6 protein-coding genes and 2 pseudogenes are annotated in these 5,484 nt (G+C 62.5%); 1 reads left to right on the top strand and 7 read right to left on the bottom strand.

What is annotated here, in order from left to right:
• From AC5Y49_RS24375 to AC5Y49_RS24345, 7 genes and pseudogenes are all read right to left on the bottom strand, one after another.
• Positions 1–252 (bottom strand): pyridoxal-phosphate dependent enzyme (locus AC5Y49_RS24375; protein WP_499891950.1); only part of this gene is annotated, 252 nt, incomplete at its 3' end.
• 112 nt (positions 253–364) lie between these two features.
• Positions 365–802 carry a putative copper homeostasis (lipo)protein LpqS gene (gene lpqS / locus AC5Y49_RS24370; protein ID WP_499891949.1) on the bottom strand — a complete coding sequence of 146 codons (438 nt, stop codon included), beginning with the start codon at positions 800–802 and terminating at the stop codon, positions 365–367.
• A gap of 13 nt (positions 803–815) precedes the next feature.
• The gene (locus AC5Y49_RS24365; RefSeq protein WP_499891948.1) at positions 816–1,847 is read right to left on the bottom strand and encodes a cation diffusion facilitator family transporter; all 1,032 of its coding nucleotides are present in this window, start codon (positions 1,845–1,847) and stop codon (positions 816–818) included.
• A gap of 1,081 nt (positions 1,848–2,928) precedes the next feature.
• A pseudogene (locus tag AC5Y49_RS24360) lies at positions 2,929–3,474 on the bottom strand (pyridoxal-phosphate dependent enzyme); the annotation flags it as partial.
• Between the two features lie 216 nt (positions 3,475–3,690).
• Positions 3,691–4,131: a putative copper homeostasis (lipo)protein LpqS gene (gene lpqS, locus AC5Y49_RS24355; RefSeq protein ID WP_499891947.1), complete on the bottom strand. Its 441-nt coding sequence runs from the start codon at positions 4,129–4,131 to the stop codon at positions 3,691–3,693.
• Positions 4,132–4,295: 164 nt separating this feature from the next.
• A complete protein-coding gene (locus AC5Y49_RS24350) occupies positions 4,296–4,517 on the bottom strand; it encodes a hypothetical protein (RefSeq protein ID WP_499891946.1) in 222 nt (73 codons plus the stop codon).
• 320 nt (positions 4,518–4,837) lie between these two features.
• Positions 4,838–5,110 (bottom strand): annotated as a pseudogene (locus AC5Y49_RS24345) (IS256 family transposase); the annotation flags it as partial.
• Between AC5Y49_RS24345 and AC5Y49_RS24340 the strand changes: the two are divergent.
• Entirely contained in the window at positions 5,088–5,321 is a 234-nt protein-coding gene (locus tag AC5Y49_RS24340) for a hypothetical protein (protein ID WP_499891951.1), read from the top strand. The pseudogene AC5Y49_RS24345 and the gene AC5Y49_RS24340 overlap by 23 nt on opposite strands.
• Positions 5,322–5,484: the final 163 nt, after the last annotated feature.

Raw genomic sequence — 5,484 nt, 5'->3', positions numbered from 1 at the left:
TGCCAATTCGCCGCGGGCGCGGGCGGCCTCGATCATGTGCAGGGCGGGGCGGTCTTTCATGCTGCCGCCGGGGTTAAACCCTTCCAGCTTGGCCCAAAACCCCCGACCGGCCGGCGCCAACGGCGCCTCGATGCGCAGCACCGGGGTGTTGCCCACCAGGCCGGCGGGGCGCGGGCAGTCGCGGGGCTCGAGGACCTTCAGCGCCGTAACGGAGTGAACACAAGTGTTGTCAAAAGAAAGAGCTTCAGTCATGGGATTCGTCGCTTTCACGTGCACGCCGCGACAGCACTGCGCGGCAAAAGTTGACAGGGGTCAGCGGTCACCGGCCGCCGGCACAAGGGCCTACGACCTGATGCTGACCACGTCAGCGACGAGACAAGCAGAACCGGGTCAAGACGTCTTGACCGGTTAGCGAAAAAGCCGGTGCGCGCGGGGGGCCCCGCCCGGCGGGCACCCCCAGCTGGGTCAGCCCACCAGCGGCGGCCACAGCGGCCATCACACCCAATGCGATCAACGCAACCACGGCCGAACCCGAGCGCGGCAGCACCGCCGCGGTGAACTGCTCCGGATGCTCGCCCGAGGAACCCTTGCCCATATGCGGATGATCGACGGAAAACGTGGACTGCTCACCACCACTTGCCGAAGCCACCACCGCGTGGGCCGGGTCCGGCGCCGAAGACTGCGAATGCATGATCACACTGTCGGCGGCGATTAGCACGCCCCACGCAGCCAACCACACTGCAGCCCCCACCACCGCCACATACCGCAGCCGAGGCAACCCGCTAGCGCCGCCAAACCTCATAACAACCCAAATCCTAACCGCGGATATGCGACAGCGACGAGGAGCTGATGCCGCTTGTGTCCGACTCGTGACGATGGGCTTGCGTGTTTACCGAGCGGTGCGTGGGCCCGTGCGGGTCTGCGCAGTGCGTACATGCGCCCGCGAAACCGGGTTCGCCGAGGCGGCCGGACTTTTCGTGCTCAACCTGTAGCGTGATGTGTGAAATTTTGTGCGTGTGCGTCAGCAACTCCGCTAACTCGGCCCGGGTGTTATGGCAGTCGCGGTCTGCATCTACGATCACGTGCGCCGAGAGCGCCGGTTGCCCTGAAGTTATTTCCCACACGTGCAGGTCGTGAACTTCGACCACCGCGTCGCGTGCCGCCAGCGCCTGTCCAATCGCTTCGGGCTCGACTCCGCAAGGTGCGGCTTCTAATAGCACCAGGCTTGCGGCACGCACCAATCCCGTTCCGGCCTTTGCCATCAACGCCACCACAACGAGCGTGGCGATTGCGTCGGCACGCGCAAACCCGGTGAACACGATCACCACGCCGGCGACTGCCGTTGCGATGAAAGCGAACAGGTCGTTGAGGATGTGCTGGAAAGCGCCCTCGACGTTGAGGCTGGAGCGGTTGGCGCGACTGATCATCCACGTTGCGGCCACGTTCACCACGACTCCGACTAGGGCCGTCATCAGCACCAGCTTGCCGGTGACCGGCGGCGGGTCAATCAGCCGACGGGCCGCCTCATAAGCCAGCCACCCCGCCAATACTAGTAAAGTCAGGCCGTTGGCCAGCGCAGATAGAATTTCTGCCCGTCGCCAACCGTAGGTCATACGGCCCGCCGCGGGCCGTGCTGCCAGCCCGATAGCCCACAGCGCCAGAGCAATTGAAGCCGCGTCGGTAAGCATGTGCGCCGCGTCCGAGATCAGTGCGAGGGATTGTGCAACGATGCCTACCGCCACCTCACCGACCATGAATGCTGTGATCACCGCCAGGGCGCCGGCCAGCCACCGCCGGTCAGCATCGGTTGTGTGCCCATGCCCGTGGGCGTGGCTGTGTCCGCTCATGGTCGCATCCTCTCGGGACGGCTGGGGGCTAGATCCCCGGCTACACTTGCTCTGTCGGACATTCCGGTTCGTTTCCCCATATGAGTTGTGCCTCTTCTTTCCTCGGTGTTGGCTTCCATGGCGCAACGCCGGCTTTGGGTCACTGTCTTATCCGCCGATCGCTGAGCGCGGCATGACGGTGGACGAAGATCGAAACGTGGGCAGCGCGGCATAGTCCATCGGCTCGCCTCCAACGATCTAGCCGACTGCGGGGAGGGCGCCGGTAGTCATCTGAATCGACGCCGGCGTGCCGACCGTCCGCATGCGGTTCACCCAGTGCCACGGCTGATGCCTCTACCTCGCTAACCGCAGGGGCTATCAGACATTCCTGAACGCTGTTCTGTTTCAAGCGATCCCTGGGTTCGCGAGCGTCTTTCGGAGTCAAGCGTCTTTCGGAGTCAAGTCGAATGAGCGCAAATGTCGCAGCAACACCGACGAAAAACAATGCTGTCCAGAGTGTTTCGGTATCGTCCCGATGTACTGCTGCGCCGCGTATCATCCCTGTCGCGAAATGGCCGATTAGGGTTCCGATTCCGACGCCGGTGTTGCAGAACGCGTAATGCGTTACCACTAAACGGTTACCGACAAGAGTAACTACGGTATTCATTTCCAACGGGAACAGGGCGGCGGAACAGACCGCAGGCAGCGCTGCTGAGACTACAAGCGCTCCGAGAGCCGCTGACGTATATAAGCCCTGACTGGCGGGCAGCATCATCAGCGGCACATACGACACAGCCAGGATGGCTAAACCGACAGCCAAGCTACGCCCACAACCCCATCCGTCGGAAAACCAGCGGGTGATCCGCAACTGGCCGGCGACAGCCACCCCACAAAAAATGGCAAACACGCCGGCGGCAAAACAACTTTGGAACCGTGGTGTCAGTACCGACGCCTGCAGAGGCAGGACAAGGTACACCTGGAAGGTAAATACATACGAACCCATCATCGCCGCGGCGAAGAGCAGGAAAGACCGGTTGCCCAGGACGATCCGCCAATCCTGCAGAACCGATGCGGATCTCGGCGCCCCTTCGCTCTGCTGGAGTAGCATTCGCACGACTCCGGCCGAATGGCCGCCGGTACCCACTGAGCACACCAGCACATCCATCTCGCCCAGCTGGACGAGCAATTCAAAGGCCAGCGATTGATACCCGCCGACGTTGTCGGACTTGTTGTACTGATCCGGAGTCCATGCACCGGGACCGGTGGCCAACAACTGCGCGACCCGATTTTTGCGGGCTTGCTGCCGCCCACCAACCGGGTGCGGTGCGTCGACGAGGACAACGTCGGCGCCGTAGGCTGCAAGCATCCGCCGAATGATCGGTTCCAGCGCGGTATCGGTGACAACGGTTACCGGATGCCCATATACCTGGCCCGCTAAAGCGAGTCCTAAACCCCGGCTGCCGCTGGCGGACCCCACGATGCGCGCTCCGGGCAGCAACCCGCAGTGGGCGCGCGCCTTCTCGACCATGTGCATGGCCGGGCGTTCCTTCATGCTGCCACCTAGATTGAAGCCCTCAAGGCTGGCCCAGAAACCACGGTCCGGCATGCTCCGGGACGCTGAGATCCTCAGCACCGGAGTGTGTCCCACCGAGACACCCGGCCGCCCATAGGCGGCGGGCCTGCGCTGCCAGCGGGACCGCGTCCTGGTGGCGGTAAGTGGTGGGATGGAATATAGATTGTTGCCACTGTGAACAAAGTCATTCATCTGATCGTCATTTCCATAAGCGCGCGCGACACGCGACAATTGGCATGAGCGGCGTTCACCGGCGGGCCACGCGAAGCGAAGCGGCCTGACGATGACTGATCAGCGACGAGACAAACAGAGCCGGGTCAACAGATCTCGACCGGCGCAACGCACTCCAAACGTAGCGGGCGGGCCCCGCCCCGACGCGACCGCGGGGTGGGCTAACCATCCCGCCCTACTGACTGAACTGACTGCGGCGCCGAAAGTTACCAACGCGGCCACGGACGGCGTCAAGGCAGCGGTCACGAACTGGTCGTCGTGGTGTGTCGACGAATCTCTCTCTGCATGCGCATGGTCAGGGAAAAGCTGATACCTGACAACTTGCGACGAAGCAATCAAATTCAACGCTTCACCGGCAACAATTTCCGGACCTGTTGAGTTACTTCTATTTTCGTGGTGGTGTGCGCCGACGATGATTATCCACAACATCAACCATACTAAGGCTGCTACCGCGGCCAAACGGCGTCGCTGCGGTGTCGGATCGGCGAAGTCAATTCTCATGACAACCCGAAGCTAGCACCACACGGGAACGATGTCGTCGGCAACAGCCTTGCCACGACAATATGTGCGCAACTTGTCACGGCTCGTTCAGCGCTTGCTCACCACTAGCTCACTTAACGAACCGGATCGAACTGTGACCCGCCCCAGGTTTGGCTATTTTGCAGTCACCCCGGTTCGGTGCGTGAGCGGCCCGCCAATTGGTTCTTCTTGCGTTCGGGTGCTAGGCGGCGATCGATGGTGGCCGCCGCCGTGGCGCTCAGCAGTGCCGCGGTGTCGTCGTCGATGTCCAGCTCGCCGAACCGCCGCAGGATCGCCACCAGCCCGCCCAGCGTCGTCGCGTCGGTGTCAGCCGCGTGCGCGCGGGCATTCCCAGCACTGCCCAGCAAGACCAGCGCCGCATCAACTTTCGGCCCATACTTCGGGGCACGCGGTCGCCTGAGCTTAGCGATCGTCGGCCGCAGCGCCGGGCTGAGCGCTTTGCGCGCGTGGTTGCGATGCCATCCCCCGGTGGCGCACGACTCGTCGAGGATCCGGCTCTTGCCGCCTTGTCCGTTCGCGCGTAGCGAGTCGCGATTGTCTTCGTTTCATCGGTACCCAGCGTCTGGTGACCAGAACGGTACGAGCCGTGTAACTTTGAGAGATTTACGCACGGTTCTGCGAGGGCCGAAGGGTGAAATCGCCTCCGGCTGTTCAGCGATCAGCGATTTCAAACGACCTCCGATCCAGCCTTTGACGGCTTGATGTCTGATGTTTCGAAGGTGATGTAGATGGGACGCTCGGGTAGCTTGCCCTTGTTGAACGTCGCGCCGGCACGGACGAGGGCGACGAGGTGGGGTGCGTTGATGGCACGCCAATGGGCTTGTGCGGCATCGATCAGCCTGTAAGCCATGGCAATTCTAGCAGCGCGTAAACCCGGACGTTTGCTAACCTTGGTCCGTAAACCTACGGTGGCAAGAGTGCTTTCGATCGTTGTCTTGAGTCCTGCGAACAACGTGCTCGATGTCCGACACGAGGTGTTGTGGTCCCCGGTTCTGCGTGGTGGACGTGGTTATCTGCAGGCTCGGGACTTTGTCTGGCATTGCGTGGCCCTCATCACCTATTGCGGGATCTTCCTGGACTTCGGCGAGCCCGAGGCGCTCACCCAACTCGAGTCCCGGGTCGGCTATGGATACGGCTTCGCGATGGGGTAGCCGCGGCAGGCACCACTACCGCAAGGACGGCTTCGACCGGCTGTTCTTCTCCAGCTGATATTCGCTGTATGGGCCGCGGACCGCCCTATGAGGTGGCCACCGTCCGGCCACGTCACGTTCAGCAGTGGGATCGCTGCCAGCGACGCCGCCAGATGAGTTCTAG

Source organism: Mycobacterium sp. NGS62 (assembly GCF_059812285.1).
This window is presented reverse-complemented; position numbering and strand designations above follow the sequence as displayed.

Excerpts from the sequence above, each read along its gene's own strand:
- lpqS (WP_499891947.1), bottom strand. The coding sequence starts at position 4,131 with ATGAGAATTGACTTCGCCGATCCGACACCGCAGCGACGCCGTTTGGCC.
- AC5Y49_RS24365 (WP_499891948.1), bottom strand. The coding sequence starts at position 1,847 with ATGAGCGGACACAGCCACGCCCACGGGCATGGGCACACAACCGATGCT.
- lpqS (WP_499891949.1), bottom strand. The coding sequence starts at position 802 with ATGAGGTTTGGCGGCGCTAGCGGGTTGCCTCGGCTGCGGTATGTGGCG.